Annotated in this window: 17 protein-coding genes; 9 read left to right on the top strand and 8 right to left on the bottom strand. The window is 74.9% G+C overall.

The features are described 5' to 3' along the window. Positions 1-266 precede the first annotated feature (266 nt). On the top strand, positions 267-1,187 hold the full coding sequence (locus E9565_RS18765) for a diacylglycerol kinase family protein (protein WP_236828412.1): 921 nt from the start codon (positions 267-269) through the stop codon (positions 1,185-1,187). Positions 1,188-1,195: 8 nt separating this feature from the next. On the opposite strand, the gene E9565_RS18760 is transcribed toward E9565_RS18765, so the two are convergent. Further along, the gene (locus E9565_RS18760) at positions 1,196-2,002 is read right to left on the bottom strand and encodes a crotonase/enoyl-CoA hydratase family protein (protein ID WP_236836407.1); all 807 of its coding nucleotides are present in this window, start codon (positions 2,000-2,002) and stop codon (positions 1,196-1,198) included. A gap of 70 nt (positions 2,003-2,072) precedes the next feature. Here E9565_RS18760 and E9565_RS18755 point away from each other — a divergent pair, with 70 nt between their 5' ends. Further along, positions 2,073-2,474, top strand: a complete 402-nt coding sequence (locus tag E9565_RS18755; protein ID WP_236828410.1) for a hypothetical protein — start codon at positions 2,073-2,075, stop codon at positions 2,472-2,474. A 36-nt stretch (positions 2,475-2,510) separates the two neighbouring features. Here E9565_RS18755 and E9565_RS18750 read toward each other — a convergent pair whose 3' ends face one another. Beyond that, positions 2,511-3,017 (bottom strand): ATP-binding protein, encoded by a 507-nt coding sequence (locus tag E9565_RS18750; protein WP_236828409.1) that lies wholly within the window; start codon positions 3,015-3,017, stop codon positions 2,511-2,513. Positions 3,018-3,127: 110 nt separating this feature from the next. Further along, a complete protein-coding gene (locus tag E9565_RS18745) occupies positions 3,128-4,453 on the bottom strand; it encodes a PP2C family protein-serine/threonine phosphatase (protein ID WP_236828408.1) in 1,326 nt (441 codons plus the stop codon). 178 nt (positions 4,454-4,631) lie between these two features. Here E9565_RS18745 and fabG point away from each other — a divergent pair, with 178 nt between their 5' ends. Genes fabG through E9565_RS18730 form a run of 3 tightly spaced genes read left to right on the top strand, consistent with a single transcriptional unit; the run spans position 4,632 to position 7,293 of the window. Then, positions 4,632-5,336: a beta-ketoacyl-ACP reductase gene (fabG, locus tag E9565_RS18740; protein WP_236828407.1), complete on the top strand. Its 705-nt coding sequence runs from the start codon at positions 4,632-4,634 to the stop codon at positions 5,334-5,336. Further along, complete coding sequence (fabI, locus tag E9565_RS18735) at positions 5,336-6,109, top strand: enoyl-ACP reductase FabI (protein ID WP_236828406.1); 774 nt, start codon at positions 5,336-5,338, stop codon at positions 6,107-6,109. Before fabG ends, fabI begins: the two co-directional genes overlap by 1 nt. A 38-nt stretch (positions 6,110-6,147) precedes the next feature. Further along, on the top strand, positions 6,148-7,293 hold the full coding sequence (locus E9565_RS18730) for a ferrochelatase (protein WP_236836405.1): 1,146 nt from the start codon (positions 6,148-6,150) through the stop codon (positions 7,291-7,293). A 157-nt stretch (positions 7,294-7,450) separates the two neighbouring features. On the opposite strand, the gene E9565_RS18725 is transcribed toward E9565_RS18730, so the two are convergent. Next, positions 7,451-8,188, bottom strand: coding sequence for a hypothetical protein (locus E9565_RS18725; RefSeq protein WP_236836402.1), 738 nt, complete (start codon positions 8,186-8,188; stop codon positions 7,451-7,453). A 73-nt stretch (positions 8,189-8,261) separates the two neighbouring features. Here E9565_RS18725 and E9565_RS18720 point away from each other — a divergent pair, with 73 nt between their 5' ends. Both E9565_RS18720 and E9565_RS18715 read left to right on the top strand, forming a co-directional pair. Continuing rightward, on the top strand, positions 8,262-8,696 hold the full coding sequence (locus tag E9565_RS18720; protein WP_236828403.1) for an NfeD family protein: 435 nt from the start codon (positions 8,262-8,264) through the stop codon (positions 8,694-8,696). Between the two features lie 79 nt (positions 8,697-8,775). Next, on the top strand, positions 8,776-10,011 hold the full coding sequence (locus E9565_RS18715) for an SPFH domain-containing protein (protein ID WP_236828402.1): 1,236 nt from the start codon (positions 8,776-8,778) through the stop codon (positions 10,009-10,011). 118 nt (positions 10,012-10,129) lie between these two features. Here the strand turns inward: E9565_RS18715 and E9565_RS18710 are convergent, their stop codons facing one another. Together E9565_RS18710 and E9565_RS18705 are read right to left on the bottom strand one after the other, a co-directional pair. Beyond that, positions 10,130-11,065 (bottom strand): RNA polymerase sigma factor SigF, encoded by a 936-nt coding sequence (locus E9565_RS18710; RefSeq protein ID WP_236828401.1) that lies wholly within the window; start codon positions 11,063-11,065, stop codon positions 10,130-10,132. Beyond that, positions 11,062-11,553 (bottom strand): ATP-binding protein, encoded by a 492-nt coding sequence (locus E9565_RS18705; protein WP_236836400.1) that lies wholly within the window; start codon positions 11,551-11,553, stop codon positions 11,062-11,064. Before E9565_RS18705 ends, E9565_RS18710 begins: the two co-directional genes overlap by 4 nt. Before the next feature lie 223 nt (positions 11,554-11,776). On the opposite strand from E9565_RS18705, the gene E9565_RS18700 reads away from it, so the two are divergent. Together E9565_RS18700 and E9565_RS18695 are read left to right on the top strand one after the other, a co-directional pair. After that, positions 11,777-13,597 carry a SpoIIE family protein phosphatase gene (locus E9565_RS18700; protein ID WP_236836397.1) on the top strand — a complete coding sequence of 607 codons (1,821 nt, stop codon included), beginning with the start codon at positions 11,777-11,779 and terminating at the stop codon, positions 13,595-13,597. A 58-nt stretch (positions 13,598-13,655) separates the two neighbouring features. Further along, complete coding sequence (locus E9565_RS18695) at positions 13,656-14,663, top strand: DNA topoisomerase IB (RefSeq protein WP_236836394.1); 1,008 nt, start codon at positions 13,656-13,658, stop codon at positions 14,661-14,663. 59 nt (positions 14,664-14,722) lie between these two features. On the opposite strand, the gene E9565_RS18690 is transcribed toward E9565_RS18695, so the two are convergent. Together E9565_RS18690 and E9565_RS18685 are read right to left on the bottom strand one after the other, a co-directional pair. Next, positions 14,723-15,721 carry an IS30 family transposase gene (locus tag E9565_RS18690; RefSeq protein WP_236836410.1) on the bottom strand — a complete coding sequence of 333 codons (999 nt, stop codon included), beginning with the start codon at positions 15,719-15,721 and terminating at the stop codon, positions 14,723-14,725. A gap of 483 nt (positions 15,722-16,204) precedes the next feature. Then, a complete protein-coding gene (locus tag E9565_RS18685; RefSeq protein WP_091933845.1) occupies positions 16,205-16,597 on the bottom strand; it encodes an STAS domain-containing protein in 393 nt (130 codons plus the stop codon). Between the last annotated feature and the right edge of the window lie 246 nt (positions 16,598-16,843).

Genomic DNA, 16,843 nt, shown 5'->3' with positions numbered 1-16,843 from the left:
CGGCAACCGCGCGACCGTCGGCCGCAGCTCCAGCAGCCACCCCACGAGCGCGCCCTCGAGAGGGCTGCGTCTCAGCTCGGCGGTGGGCACGGCTCGAACATACGTACGGGCTGCGACAGTTCTGCGCCCAGCCCCGAGGCGTCGACTGGTCCGGCCCCCCGGAGGCGGGCCGGGGACGAGCTGAGCGATCTCCGTCCGGGGCGCTGGGAGGGGTGTGCGGTGCGGCCAGTACGGTCAGCCGTCCGTCCGACCAGGCAGGAGGCCCGATGTCCGGGAACCCGGAGATGCTGCTCGTGGTGAACCGGGCGGCGGGGACCGCCCAGGACGACCGGGTGGAGGCGGCGGTCGCCGGGTTGCGCGCGGGCGGCGAGGTCGCCGTCGCCGCGACCGCCGACGCCGGTGACCTCGACGAGGCGCTGGCCGCCCACCCCGGCTCCCGTGTCGTGGTGCTGGGCGGCGACGGCTCGGTGCACGCCGTGGTCGCCGCACTCGACCGGGCCGGGCGGCTCTCGGCCGACGAGCCGGTCGGCATCATCGCGTGCGGCACGGGCAACGACCTGGCCCGCACGCTCGGGTTGCCGCTGGACCCGGCCGACGGCGCCGCCGCCGTGCTGGCCGGGGTGCCGCGGCGGCTGGACCTGCTGCGCGACGACGCCGGGGCCGTGGTGGTCAACGCCGTCCACGCCGGGGTGGGCGCGGAGGCCGCGGCCGAGGCGCACCGGCTCAAGCAGCGGCTCGGCGCGGTCGCCTACCCGGTCGGCGCCGCGATCGCCGGGCTGGGGGACACCGGCTGGCCGCTGCGCGTGGAGGTCGACGGGCGGGTCGCCGTCCACGAGACGGAGGGCTGGGCCGCCGACGGCGACCAGCCCGTGCTCATGGTCGGGGTGTGCAACGGCGCGACGATCGGTGGCGGCACCGCGCTCGCCCCGGACGCGCGGCCCGACGACGGCCTCGCCGACGTGGTGGTCTGCGCGGCGACCGGGCCGGTCGCGCGAGCGGCCTATGCGGCGGCGCTCACCGCGGGGCGGCACCTCGACCGGCCGGACGTGCTGCTGCTGCGCGGTCGCGAGGTGCGGATCTCCGGCGGACCGGTGCCCGTCGACGCCGACGGGGAGCTCGGCGAGGTGCCCGGGGCCGGTGGCTGGCGGCTCGCGCACCACGCCTGGTCGGTGCTGGTGCCGCGGTAGCCCGGAGCTCAGCCCCGGCCCTCCAGCCGGCGCCGGACGACGGCGGCCTGCTCCGGGGAGCCGATCAGCGCGCCGATCTCGGCCTGCTCGGCGGCCAGCCCCTCGGCGAGCGGCACCCGGCCGGCGAGGTCGACCAGCCGCTTGACCGCCCGGGTGGCGCTGCGGCTGTGCCCGGCGATCTCGGTGGCCAGCTCCAGCGCGGCGGCGAGCGGGTCGGCGGCCTCGCGGGTGGCCAGGCCGAGCCGCACCGCCTCGGTGCCCGACACCCTCCGCCCGGTGAGCGCCAGCTCCTTGGCGACGTCGCGGCCGACCAGCTCGGGCAGCAGCTGGGTGCCGCACATGTCGGGCGCGATGCCCCAGAGGACCTCCATCAGCGCCAGCTGCGCGTCGGGGGCGACCAGCCGGATGTCGGCGCCCAGGGCGATCTGCAGGCCACCGCCGAACGCCACGCCGTGCACCGCCGCGATCACCGGGGCGGGGACCAGCGACCACACGTGCACCACCTGCTGGGCCAGCGCGCGGGCCGCGCCCAGCGGCTCCGGGGCGGTCGCCTCGCGCTCGCGGGTCCGCTCCTGCCCACGCTCGGCCATGTCCGCGAAGGAGCCGAAGTCCAGGCCGGCGCAGAAGGCCCGGCCGGCGCCGGTCAGCACCACCGCGCCGACGTCGTCCCGGGTCATCAGCTCCTTGCCGGTGGCCAGGATCGCCGCGAACATCGCCGGGTCCAGCGCGTTCATCTTCTCGGGCCGGTCCAGCCGGACGGTCGCCACGCCGTCGGTCACCGTGAGCGCCACCCGGCGCGAGACGTCGTCAGCCATGATCGCTGTCTACGGGCGGCCGGCCCCGCCTGTCAACGCGCGGTCCGGTCCCCGGGGCTACCGTCCGGCCATGAGCTCCGCCGCCCGCACCGCTGCCCGCCTGCTGCTCGGCGCGGTCATGGTGACCGCGGGCGTGCTGCACCTGACCACCCACCGCGAGGAGTTCCGCGCCCAGGTGCCGGCCTGGTTCCCGGTCGACGAGGACCTCACGGTGCTGGGGTCGGGCGTCGTCGAGATCGCCCTCGGGGCGTCGTTCGTCGCGCTCCCGCGCAAGCGTCGGCTCGTCGGCGCGCTGCTCGCGGCGTTCTTCGTGGTGGTCTTCCCGGGCAACGTCGCGCAGTACGTCGAGGGCACCGACGCGTTCGGCCTCGACACCGACCGCAAGCGGCTGGTGCGGTTGTTCTTCCAGCCGCTGCTGGTGCTCTGGGCGCTGTACGGCGGCGGCCGGCTGCGGCGGCGCCGACGGGGCTGAGCCGCCGGCGAGCGGTCGCCACCCGGCGCGTCGCCCTCAGCCCCGGGGGAAGAGCGCCCAGACGTGCTTGCAGTGCTCCTCGGGGACCCACCCGTACGCGGTGGCGTAGGCCGCGATCATGAACAGGCCGTAACCGCCCTGGCCGGCCGGGCGGCCCGGGCTCGGGGACGGTGGCATGTCGGAGGCTGCGTCCGTGACGTCGACGAGCCAGTGCCCGGGGAGCGTGCACACGCGGAGGCCGACGGGCTGGCGACCGTGGCGCAGGCCGTTGGAGGTGAGCTCGTCCAACCCCAGGACCATGCGCTCGGCCGCCTCCTCGTGGTCCGCGGGATCTCCGAACGCTGCGGCGTCGGCCAGCCGGCGGCGCACCTCCGAACGCGCCCGGCCCACGTCCCGCAGGGTGCCGAGGACGCGCTGCCAGCAGTCGTGGGCGTGCGGCAGGGCGCTCTGGCCCCACGCGACCGACGACATCGGGGACGCCGGCGTGGCGCGCCGGCCGACCCGCCCAGCCACGGGTGAGCGGGGCGCGGGGAGGTCGGTCACGGTGAGGGCTCCGCTCTCGGTCGGGTCGAGCACGAGCGGGCGGTCGTCCCACCCAACCAGGCCGGCCGACCCACCGCACCCCGTCCCCGTCGACGCCCCGGTCGGCGGAGCTAGCCGAGGACGGTGCCGGGGGGCACCGCGGTCGGGACGTCGCGGGCCAGCTCGTCATCGCGGGGCGGGCCCGACCACTCGACCATCAGGAGCGATGCGTCGTCCGAGGTCCGTCCGCCGCGTCCCCGGAGCAACGCGTGCGAGAGCAGGCGGACCGTCTCGGCCGGCGGGAGCTCGTGGACGGCGTTGGCCTCGATGAACTCCCGCAGCCGCCGCTCACCGAACTGGGCGCCGCCCTCCAGCCGTTCCTCGACCACGCCGTCGGTGAAGAACAGCACCCGGTCCCGCGGGCGGAGCGTGGTCGAGTGGACGTGCGGCCGGGCGTCGCCGAACCCGACCGGCCGGCTGACCCGTCCGGCCAGCTCGCCGATGACCCGGCCCCCGCGGATGAGCAGGCCGGGCGGGTGGCCGGCGTTGACCCAGGTCAGCCGTCCGGTCGCTGTCTCCAGGCGCCCCACGAGGGCCGTCGCGAACCGGCCGGGGAAGGAGGTGCCCATGACCGCGTCCATCTCCGCGTAGATGTCGGGCAGGTCGCTGCCGCTGAGCCGGCCGTGGCGGTAGGCGGCGATGAGGAGGGTCGCCATCGTCGCCGCCTCGACCCCGTGACCCATGGCGTCGAAGACCGCCAGGTGCAGCGTGTGCTCGTCCAGGGAGTAGTCGAAGCTGTCGCCACCGACGTCGTAGGCCGGTTCGAGGGCGCCGGCCAGGGCGATGTCCGGTGTCGTCATGACCAGCGGCGGGAGCATCTGCCACTGCAGGTGCGCCGACAGGCTCATGGGGGAGGACATGCGGGTGCGGGCGAAGGTGTCGGTGTAACCGGACTTGGTCACCACCAGGTCGGCCGTCAGGCCCGCGATCCGCTGGGCCAGCCGGCGGTCGTTGTCGTCGACCTGCGGGAGCGTCAGCCCCAGCACCCCGACCCGGTCGGAGCCGTCCAGCATCGGGATGTAGAGGCGGATGCCGCCCCCGGGCAGCGGCACCTCGCACGGGCTGTCGGTGCGGAAAGCCGTTCCCGCGTAACTGCCGTCGATCGGTTCCGGTCGCCCGCCGAGGCCGGCGCCCCGCAGCGGCCGCAGGACCGCGTGCTCGAAGTCCTGCAGGTAGATGGCGACGTCGCTCCCGCCCATCGCGGCGATCTCCTGGGCGACGAGCGGCCCGACCAGCCGGGGCGGCATGAGGTGGGCCCGGTCGAGGAGGGAGCCGAGGAGGCGTTCGCCGAGGCTCTCCCCCCGGGACCTCCCGTCCGGATCCGCGAAGCCGAGCCCCGTCAGGGTGCCTTCCGCCTTGCCCGGTGCGTACGTCTGAGCCGCTTCGTCCTGCGTCATCCCTCGCCCACTGCTCGTGGCCGCGGTGCCGCGACCCGGCCGACTCTTCCGGATGGGGTACGGCGGGGCAAGGGACCACCGGTGATCGTCGTCTCCTCGTCCTACCGGCCGGTAGGCGGTGCCGCCCGCGACCACGGGATAGGTTCGTCCGGACGACGGCACGGCAGGGGAGTGGCACGTGGGCAGATCGGTGCTGGTGACAGGCGGCAACCGGGGGATCGGGCTCGCCATCGCCCGCTCCTTCGCCGAGCAGGGGGACTCGGTCGCGGTCACCCACCGCGGCAGCGGCGCCCCTGACGGGCTGTTCGGCGTGCGCTGCGACGTCACGAGCGCCGAGGACGTCGACCGCGCCTTCACCGAGGTCGAGGAGCGCCAGGGCCCGGTCGAGGTGCTGGTGAGCAACGCCGGGATCACCCGAGACGGGCTGCTCATGCGGATGAGGGAGGAGGACTTCACCGACGTCCTCGACGCCAACCTCACCGCCGCGTACCGGGTCTCCAAGCGCGCGGCCGCCAAGATGGTGCGTGCCCGCTCCGGCCGCATGGTCTTCGTGTCCTCGGTCGTCGGGCTGCTCGGCTCGGCCGGCCAGACGAACTACGCCGCGTCGAAGGCGGGGCTCGTGGGGCTGGCCCGCTCGATCGCCCGCGAGCTGGGCAGCCGGGGCATCACGGCCAACGTCGTCGCGCCCGGGTTCGTCACCACCGACATGACCGCGGAGCTGCCCGAGGCCCGGCAGAAGGAGATCCTCGGGCAGGTGCCGCTGGGCCGGTACGCCGACGCCGAGGAGATCGCCGGCGTCGTGCGCTTCCTGGCGAGCGATGCGGCGGGCTACATCACCGGGGCGGTCGTCCCGGTCGACGGCGGACTGGGAATGGGGCACTGATGAGCGGCATCCTCGAGGGCAAGAAGGTCCTGATCACCGGGGTCCTCACCGAGGCGTCGATCGCCTTCGCCACGGCCCGGCTCGCGCAGGAGCAGGGGGCCACCGTCGTCCTCTCCAACTTCGGCCGGGCGCTGTCGCTGTGCCAGCGGATCGCCAAGCGACTGCCGCAGGAGGCCGCCGTCGTCGAGCTGGACGTCACCGACACGGAGCACCTGGCCACGCTGGCCGACCGGCTGCGCGAGCAGGGGTTCGACTCCCTCGACGGCGTCGTCCACTCGATCGGCTTCGCGCCGCAGGAGGCGATGGGGGAGGGGTTCCCCGAGGTCGCCTGGGAGCACGCCGCGACCGCCTTCCAGGTCTCGTCCTGGTCCTACGCCTCGCTCACCCAGGCCTGCCGGCCGCTGCTGGCCGACCCCTCCTCGGTCGTCGGCCTCACCTTCGACGCCTCCGTCGCCTGGCCGGTGTACGGCTGGATGGGCGCGGCCAAGGCGGCGCTGGAGTCGGTGAGCCGCTACGTGGCCCGCGAGCTCGGCCCCCAGGGCGTGCGGTCCAACATCGTCGCCGCCGGGCCGCTGCGCAGCATGGCGATGAAGTCCATCCCGGGGAGCAAGCAGTTCGAGGAGGCGTGGGAGGGGCGTGCCCCGCTGGGCTGGTCGGTCACCGACACCGAGCCCGCCGGCAAGGCCGTCGTCGCCCTGCTCTCCGACTGGTTCCCCGCCACCACCGGCGAGATCGTCCACGTCGACGGGGGCTTCCACGCCGTCGGCGTGTGAGTGCATCCGGCGACGCCCCGCAACAGGAAAGAACCCACGTGCCCCGCGCCATCGTCGACATCACCCCGGCCGGCCAGCGTCCCGACGAGGACCCGTCGCTGGCCGTCCGCAACAACGGCGGCGTCCCGCCGTCGGCCGAGCCCGCCCCGCCCGGGCGGCGGGAGGCGCTGCTCCTGCTCTCCTTCGGCGGCCCCGAGGGCCACGACGACGTGATGCCGTTCCTCGAGAACGTCACCCGCGGCCGCGGCATCCCGCGCGAGCGGCTGGAGGAGGTCGCCGAGCACTACCACCACTTCGGCGGCGTCAGCCCCATCAACGACCAGAACAAGGCCCTGCTGGCGGCGCTCGAGGCGGAGCTGCGCGCAGCCGGGATCGACCTGCCCGTCTACTGGGGCAACCGGAACTGGGCGCCCTACGTCGAGGACGTCTGGCAGCAGATGGCCGACGACGGCATCCAGCACGCCTACGTGCTCGCCACCTCGGCCTACGCCTCGTTCTCGGGGTGCCGGCAGTACCACGAGGACATCGCCCGGGCCCGCGCAGCGCTGACCGGCGACGCCGCCGCGCCGGGTGGCCCGACCGCGGAGAAGCTGCCGCACTACTTCGACGCCAACGGCTTCGTGCGGGCCAACGCCGACGCCCTCGCCGCCGCGCTCGCCGAGCTGCCGGCCGACGTGCGCGGCTCCGCCCGCCTGGTCGCGACGGCGCACAGCATCCCGGACACGATGGCCGCCGTCGCCGGGCCGGAGGGGCACGCCTACGAGGCGGAGCTGCAGGCCGCCGCGCAGCAGGTCGTCGCCCTCGCCGCCCCCGGCCGGCCCTTCGACCTCGTGTGGCAGAGCCGCAGCGGCCCGCCGTCGGTGCCGTGGCTGGAGCCCGACGTCAACGACCACCTGGAGGCGCTCGCCGAGGCGGGGGAGCAGGCGGTCGTGCTCTTCCCCGTCGGCTTCGTCAGCGACCACCTCGAGGTGATCTGGGACCTGGACAACGAGGCGAAGGAGACCGCCGAGCGGCTGGGCCTGGCCTTCGCGCGGGCGGCCACCGCCGGCACGCACCCGGCCTTCGTGACGGCGCTCCGCGAGCTGCTCGAGGAGCGCCGGGCCGGCGGGGAACCGCGGCTGGGCACCAACTGCCCCGCGTTCTGCTGCTACACCCCGCCGCGTCCGGCGCGACCGGCGAGCTGATCCGCCTCCTCCCCGGGCGTCCTGCCGGGGTGCTGCAGCCCCCGGGGAGCGCGAGTCCGGCCCGGGGAGCGTGCGCCGGCGGGTCGACGCCGCCGCGCGGGGACGAGGTGCGGCGTCACCGCGGGACCCGGTTCGCGGGCGGCGGAGCCGGCCCCCGTCACCGCGGGATCCAGTTGCAGACGGCGGTGAGCGCCTCCCGCACGGCGGTCGACAGCGGCCGCAGCGCCTCGTCGCGGGCGGCGGCCTGGCGGTGGGTCACCGCCCCGCCGGGGGCGTCGGCGAGCGCCAGGTCGAGCACCGCGGCCAGCCGCATGCCCCGCGCCAGCAGCGACAGCGCCAGCGGATCGGTGTCGTCGGGCAGCGCCACCCCGCGCACCGGCCGGCCGAGGTCGGCCAGCAGCGCGGGCACCTCGGGGTGCCACCGGGCGAGGTCCAGGTCGGCCAGGGTGCGGGCGGCGTCGCCCATGGCCAGGTCCAGCGCCCCGGATGCCGCGCGCAGCGTCCCCTCCACGGCCGGCGGCGCGGCAGGGGCGCCGTCCAGCGGGAACGCCGTCCACTGCAGGACCTCGGGGCCGATCGGCTCGGGCACCAGCACCACCCGCTCGCCGACGGCGACCTGCCCTGCCTCCAGCCCGAGCGGCGCGAGCCCTGGCACGGCCGGCAGGCCGCGGACGTCGCCGGGGGCGGGGAGCACCAGCCGCAGCCTCCGCTCGCCGAGCCCCCGCAGCGCGGTGAGCGCTTCCCCCAGCGGGACGGCGGCCCCCGTCCCGGGCAGGCCGGTCACCCGGTGGGCGGCGTCGCCGGTGATCGCGTCGAGTGCTGCGTCGTAGGAGGCGCGGCCACCGAGCCAGGCCGTGGCCCAGACCGCGAGCCGGCCGGCGGGGAAGTCGTGCACCGGTCGAGGCTACGACGGCGCGGTGGCTCCGCAGGCGGGCGTCCGGGGCCCGGAGCTCTGCCAGACTCGGTGCATGGCGTGGTTGCTGTGGTTGATCGGGGCCGGGGCGCTGGCGGTCGGGGAGATGCTCACCCTCGACCTGGTGCTGCTCATGCTGGCCGGCGGGGCCGTCGGCGGGATGACGGTCGCGCTGCTCGGCGGTGCGCTGTGGCTGCAGCTGGCCACCTTCATCGTCATCTCGGGGGTGCTGCTGGTGGCGGTGCGGCCGATCGCGAAGAAGCACCTGACCGACCGCACACCGCTGCAGCTCGACGGCGTCGACACGCTCATCGGCCGGACGGCGGTGGTCACCGCGGACGTCGACGCCTCGGGCGGCCGGATCCGGATGGGTGCCGACGAGTGGAGCGCGCGCAGCCAGCACAGCGCGGAGTCCTTCGCCGTCGGCGAGACCGTGCGCATCATGCAGGTCGACGGCGCGACGGCGGTCGTGGGGGACGCGCTGGAGTGAACGTCGTCCCCCCGGGTGCTGACCCGGGTGGACCCGGCAGGGCAGGATCGACGGTGACCCCCGACGAAGGGAGCCAGCCGTGGATGCGGCGCTCATCGCACTGATCGTCGTCGCCGTGCTCGTGATCATCGTGATCGCGAAGAGCGTGACGATCGTCCCCCAGGCCCAGGCCAAGGTCGTCGAGCGGCTCGGCCGGTACAGCCGCACGCTCTCGCCCGGCCTCTCGGTGCTCGTCCCGTTCGTCGACCGCGTGCGCGCGACGATCGACCTGCGCGAGCAGGTCGTCTCCTTCCCGCCGCAGCCGGTGATCACCGCGGACAACCTCCAGGTCGGCATCGACACCGTCGTGTACTTCCAGGTCACCGACCCGCGACTGGCCGTCTACGGCATCGCCAACTACATCACCGGCATGGAGCAGCTGACGACGACCACGCTGCGCAACGTGGTCGGCGGGCTGAACCTCGAGGGCGCGCTCACCGGGCGCGACGGCATCAACAGCCAGCTGCGCTCGGTCCTCGACGGCACCACCGGGCCCTGGGGCCTGCGCGTGGCGCGCGTGGAGATCAAGGCCATCGACCCGCCGCCGTCGATCCAGGACTCGATGGAGAAGCAGATGCGGGCCGACCGCGACAAGCGCGCCATCATCCTGCAGGCCGAGGGTGCCCGGCAGTCGGCGATCACCACCGCCGAGGGTGAGAAGGCCGCCGCGATCCTCTCCGCGGAGGGCAAGAAGCAGTCGGCGATCCTCGAGGCGGAGGCCGAGCGGCAGAGCCGCATCCTGCGCGCGGAGGGTGAGCGGGCCGCGCTCTACCTGCAGGCGCAGGGCCAGGCGAAGTCGATCGAGACGGTCTTCCAGGCCATCCACGACGGCAAGCCCGACCAGGGTCTGCTGGCCTACCAGTACCTGCAGACGCTGCCGCAGATCGCGCAGGGCGACGCCAACAAGATGTGGATCGTGCCCAGCGAGTTCAGCAAGGCCCTCGAGGGGCTGGCCAACCTGGGCGGTGCCCAGGAGGGAACGTCCTGGATGGACGTCGAGCCCTCCGGCGACGGCGGCGGCGGTGCCAAGGAGGGCGGGCTGGACACCAGCTCCTGGTTCGAGTCGCAGCTGCCCCGGGCCGCCGACCAGCCGGAGGCGAAGATCGAGCTGTCCAGCATCAGCGACACCGCGCCCGCGGTGCCGACCCCGCCGCCCCTGGCCCAGGTCACCCAGGACGTGCAGGACAGCGGGCCGGCGGCCGATCCGCGCAACCGGGTAGGCAGCGACGACCCGGACGCCCCGGACGGCCCGCCACAGCTGCCCCCGCGGTCCTAGCTCGCCGTGGTGGTCCGCGGCACGGGGGCCGGAGGCCTCCTGCCGCGGACCACGCAGCGGCTCAGCGGCGGCCGGGACGGTACCCGGCCGCGGTGTCGTCCGGAGGACGACGAGGTGCTCAGTCCTTGAGCAGGCCCTCGCGGAGCTTGGCCAGCGTCTGGCTGAGCAGGCGGGAGACGTGCATCTGCGAGATGCCGATGTCGGCGGCGATCTGCGACTGGGTCATGTTGCCGAAGAACCGCAGGATGAGGATGCGCCGCTCGCGGGCCGGGATCGTGGCCAGCAGCGGCTGGAGCGACTCGCGGTACTCCACGCCCTCGAGCGCGGCGTCCTCCTCGCCCAGCGTCGCCGCCAGGGTGGGGGAGTCGTCCTCGCCGGAGAGCCGCTCGTCCAGCGAGCTGCTGCGGTAGGCGTTGGCGACCGCCAGGCCCTCCAGCACCTCGGCGCGCGGGATGCCCAGGTGCTCGGCGAGCTCCGACGGCGTCGGCGCGCGGCCGTTCTTCTGCGCCAGTTCGCCCACCGCCGCGTTGAGCGACAGGTGCAGCTCCTGCAGGCGCCGCGGGACGCGGACCGACCAGCCCTGGTCGCGGAAGTGCCGCTTGATCTCACCGGTGATCGTCGGGACGGCGAAGGACAGGAACTCCACGCCGCGGGTCGGGTCGAACCGGTCGATGGCCGCGATCAGCCCGAGGGTGCCCACCTGGAGGAGGTCGTCGAAGGGTTCCCCGCGGTTGCTGAACCGCCGGGCGAAGTGCCGGACGAGCGGCAGGTGCTCCTCGACCAGGATCTCGCGCAGCCGCTCGCGGCGCGGGTCGTCCTTGTCGAGCGTGGCGAGCTCGGCGAAGAGCGGGGCCGTCCGCTCGGCCCGGCGCCGGTTCTCCGACAGCGGAGGGGCGTCCGGCTCGGCGGCGTCCTCGGCCGGCCCGCCCGGGGCGGCCGGCGTGGGCTGCTCGGGGGCGTCGACCGGCTCGCCCGCCGCAGGGGCGACCGGCGTGCCGTCGGTGGCGTCCAGTGGTTCCTCCTCGACGGAGTCGGCGGCGGCCGACCTGCTCATCGGGCCACCGAGAGGTTGTCGTCGCTGCCCACCCCGGCCGGGTGCTGGCCCGGCAGGTACTTGGCGAGGGAGATGACGGCGACCGGCTCGTCGCCGCCGGAACCGCCCGGCATCTCGCGCTCGGTGGCCCGGCGGCCCTCGACGGAGTCGACCAGCGCGGCGAGCACCGCCCAGCCGAAGCCGTCGGTGGGGACCTCGGTGCCGTCCGCGGTGGGCACCCAGGCGCTGATGTGCAGGCCGGCCCGCGTGGTCTCGAAGACGACGGTCAGCGGCGCGTCGTCCAGGACGATCGTCGACAGCGTGGCGCAGGCCTCGTCGACCGCGAGGCGGAGGTCCTCCACCGCGTCGAGGTCGTAGTCCATCCGCATCGCCAGGTCACCGGCCATGGCCCGCACCGCGGGCAGCTGGGTCGGTGTGGTGGGCACCCGCAGCTCCAGTCGTTCCGCGCGCCGTCCGTCCTGCGCGAGGGGGCCCCTCGAGTCGACCATCCGTCGTCCGCTCCTTCGTTCCCGGCGCGCTCGACCCTCGAGGCGCGGCGGTGCTCCGTGTCGCGCCGCCCGGCCCCGGAGGGCCCGGACCAGGCGCCCGGTCGGTGCACAAGGTGCTTGCTTACCCGGTGCTGGCCGACCGCGAAACGTGGCCCGGGCCACGGGTTCCACGGCCCCGGCACGCGGTTGCCGCCGCCCGGACCCTGCGGTTTGCTGGCCCGAGATGAGCACCGGTCCCGGCAGTCTGCCACCTCCCGTCGACAGCGCCCTGGTCGAGGGCTCCGCCGTGGTGCTCGCTGCCCTGGAGTCCGCGCCCGACGCCCTGTTCTTCCTCGCGGCCGACGCAGCGGAGCCGCTGTGGGCCAACGCCCGTGCCCGCGGGCTGGACACCGGCCGCGGCGGCCTGCCCGAGCTCTCCGGCCGCCCGCTGGCCGACCTGGTGGACGCCGCGGTGCGCGCCGGGCAGGTCGAGACCCTCAGCGGCGCCCTCGGTCCCGGGGGTCCCCTGGCGACGGCCACGGCGCGGCCGGTGGCGGTCGACGGCCGGCCGGGTGCCTTCCTCGTCATCGAGGCGCTCGCCGCCGACGACGTGCAGCGCGCCCAGCAGGCGCTGCTGCCGCCGGCGTTGCCGATGCTGCCCGACGTCGTCCTGTCCGGGAGCTACCACCGGGCCGCCGAGCTCTCCGCGGCCGGGGGCGACTGGTACGACGCCGTGCCTCTCGGGAAGGGGCAGATCGCCCTGGTCGTCGGGGACGCCGTCGGCCACGGGGTGGCCGCGGCCGGTGCGATGAGCCGGCTGCGCGGCGCGCTCCGCTCGACCCTGCTCGGCGACCCGGAACCGGCGGCGGTGCTCGGCGCCCTGGACGCCTTCGCGGCCCAGATGGAGGACGTCGAGGGGACGTCGGTGTTCTACGGTGTGCTCGACGCCGCCACCGGCCGCCTGGTCTACACCGCGGCCGGGCACCCGGCACCCCTGGTGGTCCAGGGGGACGGGAGCAGCGCCTTCCTGGCGGTGACGCCCCGGCCACCGCTCGGCAGCCTCCCCGGTGCCCCGGCCCCGGTGCACGAGATCCACCTCGCCCAGGGCGACACGCTCGTGCTGTTCTCCAACGGGGCGGTCACCGGCCTCGACGAGCCGCCCGCCGCGGCGCTGGAGCGGCTCGGGGCGGCCGCGCGCGCGGTGCTGGACGAGCCCGGTGCCCTCGACGTCGAGGCGGCGGCCGGGCTCGCGGGCGCGATCGCCGAGGGGGCGCGCCGGCCGCACGGGTGGCTGGACGACGTCGCCGTCCTGGTCGCCCACCGGCGGGCGACGACGCAGGAGGCGCTGCGGCTGGAACTGCCCGCGGTGCCGTCGGCGCTGCCCGGCGTGCGCCGGCGGCTCAACGCCTGGCTGACCGGGCTGGGCATGGGGGAGCAGGACCGGGTGGGCGTCATGGTCGCGGTGGGTGAGGCCTGCGCCAACGCCGCCGAGCACGCCTACCGCGGCGTCGAGCCCGGCCCGATGACGGTGACCGCCCAGGTCGACGTCGACGGCGTCCTCACCGTGACGGTGCACGACGAGGGCACCTGGCGCCCGCCGGACCGCGACCCCGGCGACCGGGGACGCGGGCTGCTGATCATGCGGCAGCTGGTCGACGGGGTCACCCTCGTCGAGGACCACGGCACGACGGTGACGCTGAGCTTCCGGCTGCGGCGGAGCCCCGACGAGGAGACCGGCCCCCACCGCGCCGTCGAGGGCGCCGACGTGGTGGTCGACCGCGACGGCCCGCGCCCGGTCGTGCGGGCCGCGGGGGCGATCGACGCGACCGCCGCCGAGCAGCTGCGCATCCGGATGCTGGAGGCCAGCCACGGTGGTGCCACACCGATGGAGCTCGACCTGTGCGAGGTCGGCCTGTTCAGCAGCGCGGCGGTCCGCGTGGTGCTGGCCATGGCCCGCATCGCCCGGGACGAGTCGTGGCGGCTGGGGGTGCTCGCCCCCGAGGGCGGCGTGACCCGCCACGTGCTCGAGATCAGCGGCCTCGGCGGGCTGGTGGACCTCCGCTGAGGTGTGACGGTCCGTACCGCGGCGTTTGCGGACCGCCCGCGGTGCCCATGGACGGCCCGTGAGACTGCGGCGCAGCGACGTGCACGGCCCCGGTTACCGGCGTCGCAAGGCCGGGCGGGGGTTCGCCTACTACGACACCGACGGCAGCCTGATCAAGGACGACCGGCTGGACCGGATCCGCGGGCTGGCGATCCCGCCCGCGTGGAAGGACGTCTGGATCTGCCCGTGGCCGAACGGCCACATCCAGGCGACCGGGGTCGACGCCGCCGGGCGCCGGCAGTACCGCTACCACGACGAGTGGCGCGCCCGGCGCGACGCGGAGAAGCACGAGCGGGTGCTGGAGATCGCCCGCCAGCTGCCCGACGTCCGCGACGCGGTGCGGGCCGGCCTGCGCACCCGCGGGCTCACCCGCGACCGGGTGCTGGCCACCGCCATCCGGTTGCTCGACCTCGGCGCCTTCCGCGTCGGCAGCGAGCAGTACGAGGAGGAGAACGGCACCTACGGCCTGGCCACCCTCAAGCGGGCGCACGTGTCGGTGCGCGGCGAGCGGACGTTCTACTCCTACGTCGCCAAGGGCGGGATCGAGCGCGAGGTGGAGATCACCGACCGGCCCACCGCCACCGTCGTCCGCCAGCTGCTGGAGCGCCCGGCCGAGGCCGGGGAGGACCTGCTCGCGTACCAGGACGAGGACGGCGGGTGGCGGGACGTGACCAGCGCGGAGATCAACGCCTACCTGAAGGAGATCAGCGGCGCGGAGATCTCCGCCAAGGACTTCCGCACCTGGACGGCGACGGTGCTGATGGCCGCCGCGCTGGCCGAGTCGCCCCCGCCGGCGTCGAAGACCGCCCGCAAGAAGGTGGTGACCGCCGCCTACAAGCGGGTCAGCGAGCAGCTGGGCAACACGCCCGCGGTCTGCAAGGCCAGCTACGTCGACCCACGCGTCGTCGACCGGTTCGAGCACGGGGAGACCGTCGCCGAGGCGCTGCAGGAGGCGGACGAGGCGGACGCCGACCGGGACACCCAGAAGGTGCTCGAGCAGGCCGTCTGCCGGCTGCTCTCGGCCTGAGCACGACGAGGGCCCCCGCCGCTGTGGGCGGATTCCAGGGGTCGTCGCAACACCGCTGATTAGTGAGGCGGTTGAAGTAGAGCACGCAGGCGCTGGGCTGGGGTTTCCCAGCCCAGCGTTTTGCGTGGTCGGCCGTTGAGCTGCTGGGCGACGTGTTCGAGATCGGCCGGCCCGTGCAGCGAGAGATCGGTGCCCTTGGGGAAGTACTGGCGAAGCAGCCCGTTGGTGTTCTCGTTGCTGCCGCGCTGCCAGGGGCTGGCCGGGTCGCAGAAGTAGACCGGCATGTCGGTGGCCACGGTGAACGATCGGTGAGCGGCCATCTCCGCGCCCTGGTCCCAGGTCAGCGAGCCGCGCAGATGCGCGGGCAGGGTGGCCACGGTGGCCACAAGTTGGTCACGGACGGCTTCGGCGGTGCGCCCGGCCGGTAGGTGGACCAGCATCACGTAGCGGGTGGCGCGCTCCACGAGCGTGCCGATCGCCGAGGCGCCGTCGGCGCCGATGATCAGATCGCCCTCCCAGTGCCCGGGCACCGCCCGGTCCTCGATCTGGGCCGGCCGCTCGGAGATCATCACCATCGGGTCGGCGAACCTCGGGGTGCGTGCGGCCGGGTCACGGTGGGGCTTGCGGCGGGTCCGGCCGGTGCGCAGCGCGGTGGCGACCTCGCGGCGCAGGCCACCGCGGGCCTGCACGTAGATCGCCTGGTAGATCGTCTCCGGGCACACCCGCATCTCCGCCTCGTCGGGGTGATCGATGCGCAGAGCGTGGCAGATCTGCTCCGGCGACCAGCGCAGGTCCAGCCCGACCTGCACGTAGTCGGCCAGCGCCTGGTTGATGGCCAGCTTGGCCGGCTTGGGCCGGGCCCGGCGAGCGACCGCAGCGCGGTGCGCTGCATAAGGCCGGTAAGTGCCGTCAGGATCGGTGTTGCGGGCCAGTTCCCGGCTGATCGTGGATCCCGGCCGGCCCAGCGCGGTCGCGACGGCCCGCATGGTCGAGCCGGCCGCCCGAAGATCGGCGATCTGCTCCCGCTCCACCAACGTCAGAAACCGGGGATCGAGCATCTTCTCCAGCGCCGGAGGAACCGGCTGGTGGGTGATCTTTCCGCGCGCGTAGTCCACCAGACGACCATCGGGATACAAGCGCCGGTTGTTGAGCTTGCGCACCCCGCGGTCCCAGTCCCGCGCGGTGCGCGGATGCACTCCCGCCGCGGCCGCCGCCTCTGGCCGGGAAGCGCCCGCCGACCGCAGCCGGTCGTATTCCGCCCGGCCGGCATGCCCAGCCCGCTGCCGAGTGGATCTCAATCCAGCGGCGCGGGCCCAGCCGAAGGCGGTGTTGCGATTGATCCCCAGCTCGGCAGCCGAGGCGGTGACGCTGCCGGTCCGATCGAACGAGGTGAAGAACCTGATCTTGGCCTGCGCCCAGTCATGGAGATCGGTCGGCTTGTCCCGAGACGACACGGTCGCTGCAACTCCCGAAGTGAACGGGTGTTGCAGCGACCGTTAGAACCCGCCGTGCGGCGGGGGCCCTCGTCGGGACTGGGTGCTCTACCGGGCGTCGGCGATCGTGAACAGGTCGATCAGGCCGGTCACCTCGAGCGGCCGGGTGACGGCGCGCGTGGTGGCGATCAGCCGGAGGGCGACCTCGCGGCTGCGGGCGGACTTCTGCGTCTCGACGAGGACGGCGAGACCGGCGGAGCCCAGGAACTGGACGCCGGACAGGTCGATCACCAGCTCACGCGGCTGCTGCTCGAGCTGGCTGTCCAGGGTCGAACGGAGCACGGGAGCGGTGAAGGTGTCCACCTCGCCGACGACCGTGACCGTGACAGCGCCGTCCTCGTCGGTGGAGGTCGACAGCGTGATCACGTCGTCGAAGGGTGCCTCGGTGCCCTCGGTCGACACGTCGGGCTGCCCCTCGGCGGGCAGGTCGGAAGTGGTCACGGACAGTGGCTCCTCTCGGCGGACCCGGACGACGGGCCGCCCGGACAATCTACCGCTGTGCGGCGCCGGGGACGCGGGCCCCCGGCTCGCGGTGGTCGAACGTGTCGCGCACCGGACCCGGGGCCCGGCACGTCGCGGCTGCCTGCTGAACCGCGGCCCCAACGTAGACAACCTGCCGGGCCCCGGGTCCGGTGCGCGACACGTTCGCCCACCGCGAGCCGGGGGCCCGCGTCCCCGGCGCCGCAC

The sequence above is a fragment of the Blastococcus sp. KM273129 genome, assembly GCF_021698995.1.
In the GTDB taxonomy this organism is placed as follows: Bacteria; Actinomycetota; Actinomycetes; order Mycobacteriales; family Geodermatophilaceae; genus Blastococcus.
This window is presented reverse-complemented; position numbering and strand designations above follow the sequence as displayed.